Origin of the sequence: Shigella sp. FJ200513 (assembly GCF_040495915.1) — a bacterium.
Classification (GTDB): domain Bacteria; phylum Pseudomonadota; class Gammaproteobacteria; order Enterobacterales; family Enterobacteriaceae; genus ECMA0423.
On record NZ_JBDYCV010000210.1, the window covers coordinates 1 to 2,318 of the forward strand.

A 2,318-nucleotide genomic window follows, 5' to 3' on the forward strand; every position below is an offset into this window, starting at 1 on the left:
CGGTGGAGCTGCATGACAAGGTCATCGGGCATTATCTGAACATAAAACACTATCAGTAAGTTGGAGTCATTACCGGCATCGCCATACTATGAATATTGTGTTTGTCGTGATTCAATTTTTATTTATAACCTCTACCCGGAGCAAATTCAGGTAGGTCATGCATAAAAATATCTTTCTATACTACGAAAATTATTTTTGTGAAAGTATTGACAACGCTAACTATTTTTAATTATATATTCATGATGCTCTAGGCATCACATTTTCTCCATGGGGTATTCCCTCCGCCGGCACTATGTGTTGCTGGCGTTTTTTTTATCAATTCTTACTTTTTAATCCCACTGTCCTTTCCACCAGAAACATACCTCGTTTCTACTGTATTTTGAGAATATAGTTCCCAGAATACCAATTATATATAATACGTTGTAATATATGTATTCCAATTAAAGCCGTTATTATAATAATTATCATATATGGTTATTTTCATGTTGATTTCGTCAGAAATAGAAAATGCTGATGATGAATTGTGAATAATCAAACTGACCTCTAATTATCCTGTATAGAGTAGTGCTTATTTTCGACTCAATTTCTACTGATTAGATTATGGTTATCAGTACAGTGGGTTATGAAAAACGGACTGGATCTGCCAGCAGTGCTTCTATTATTATTCAAAAAGAACTTCAGCCGGACAATGCTATAATCCAGGGAAAGGCTATAAGCTCTGTTGGACGGAATGTGGAAATCAGCACTGGTAAAAAGGGGAACTGACATTAACACAAGAAGGATTCCTGCAAGCAACTGCTTATCTGCCCGGAACGCAGAATTAAAGCATAACCACACAGGAGCCAGAATACTGTGGTCGTACGCATTCAGTATTGTGACAACTAATAGAAATAAAAATCTGGCCGGTGCGAATATTAAACGATGCGATACCGTATAGTGTAAGTCAAAAGTAACGGGGTATTTAAACCATCTTTTCATATTTATTTAACATAATGCAGATTCTGATGTATTAGTTCAGTTGTTCGCCAGAATCAGCGCTCGATCACTATGCGTTTTAGCAGTGTGCTGAAGAAGTTCTTCATCACTGCGTTATTCAGACCGTTTCCTTTGTGCGGCATATTTTGTGCTACTCCATGGGGCTTTAACTTTGCCTATAGCCTGCGATTCGATATTGCCAACCCTGATCCATATGCAGCGACGGGGCATCCTCTGGCCGGGCACTGTGAATGCATCGTATAGCATCGTATTAACGATGCTCCATCACCGACCTTTCTGACAAGCTGTAGGAGATAATTTCCCGGTTAAACAGATCGGAGAACTGGCGACAGGTACCACTTTTCCCCTGTACCGAGAACTCTGTAACATCCGCTCCCATTTTTCGTTGGCCTTTGTCAAAGTTCCGGCTCAGGATATTGGGCGCAGATCACTTATTTGGTGGACACCACTTTGTCGGATGCTTCAGATTATGACCAGATGGATTTCGCTGGACGCTTACGATTACATGCACCATATTGTCAACGATTACGCCACTGAGTGTATGACACACATTAAAGCGTTAGGCTCAGGCCTTATTACAATGTCATGCTAGTGGGCTTGTACGCCGTAAATATCTGCATGATACCAGAATGACCGGCAAACAAAGGTGCCCCGGCAAGCTCGTCAGTGAATATAAAGAAAATCAAGTGCGCTGATAACGATGCCACATCTGTGGTTGGTGGCAATATGCAGATTGTTGTTATTTGTCTTCATTGCATTCTAAGAAGTGTTTCTTATCAGACCTGATTTTTTTGCCATTATTTTTAATGAGGTCTTCAAGTGGAAAATAGGTTAGGCGTTCATGTGGCAGCGCGGCACGTCCCCATTTAGTGGCAAACTCCCGTTGGCGTGCCTGTAACAGTTGCTCCAGCCTTTTTATTTTGTTCTCATTCATCCGGTTTTCCTCGTATGCTGCATCACACCACTGTGCTAATGAAAAATGTAATCAGTGTGGTGGACGTGTTTTATCCGCATTGGAATTGTCGTCAACTAAAGGAGATGAGGCCCGTTTGTATCGCAATGGGTCTATGGCGCTCATGCCCGTTTGCTGTTCGATAATGGCTTCTCTGAGCATACGGTGTTGCAGTTCTCGTAAAAACTTTGCGTCTTCTGGTGATAAATCCATTGTTATTACTCGTAAAGCAATGCGCTGTAGTGCCTTACGCTACCTAGACTGGCCCCCTGAATCTCCAGACAACCAGTATTACTTATTTAAGTGATAGTCTTAATACTAGTTTTTAGACTAGTCATTGGAGTACAGATGATTGATGTCTTAGGGCCGG

2 protein-coding genes and 2 pseudogenes are annotated in these 2,318 nt (G+C 41.3%); 2 read left to right on the forward strand and 2 right to left on the reverse strand.

The window, feature by feature from the left end:
* Nucleotides 1-2 precede the first annotated feature (2 nt).
* Together ABZJ92_RS21470 and ABZJ92_RS21475 are read left to right on the forward strand one after the other, a co-directional pair.
* Nucleotides 3-59: an IS1 family transposase gene (locus ABZJ92_RS21470; protein ID WP_003032489.1), complete on the forward strand. Its 57-nt coding sequence runs from the start codon at nt 3-5 to the stop codon at nt 57-59.
* A 541-nt stretch (nt 60-600) separates the two neighbouring features.
* A pseudogene (locus ABZJ92_RS21475) lies at nt 601-937 on the forward strand (hypothetical protein).
* 121 nt (nt 938-1,058) lie between these two features.
* Here ABZJ92_RS21475 and ABZJ92_RS22570 read toward each other — a convergent pair.
* Together ABZJ92_RS22570 and ABZJ92_RS21485 are read right to left on the reverse strand one after the other, a co-directional pair.
* Nucleotides 1,059-1,423 (reverse strand): annotated as a pseudogene (locus ABZJ92_RS22570) (DDE-type integrase/transposase/recombinase); the annotation flags it as partial.
* A gap of 312 nt (nt 1,424-1,735) precedes the next feature.
* Nucleotides 1,736-1,930 (reverse strand): hypothetical protein, encoded by a 195-nt coding sequence (locus tag ABZJ92_RS21485; protein ID WP_001004881.1) that lies wholly within the window; start codon nt 1,928-1,930, stop codon nt 1,736-1,738.
* Nucleotides 1,931-2,318 lie beyond the last annotated feature (388 nt).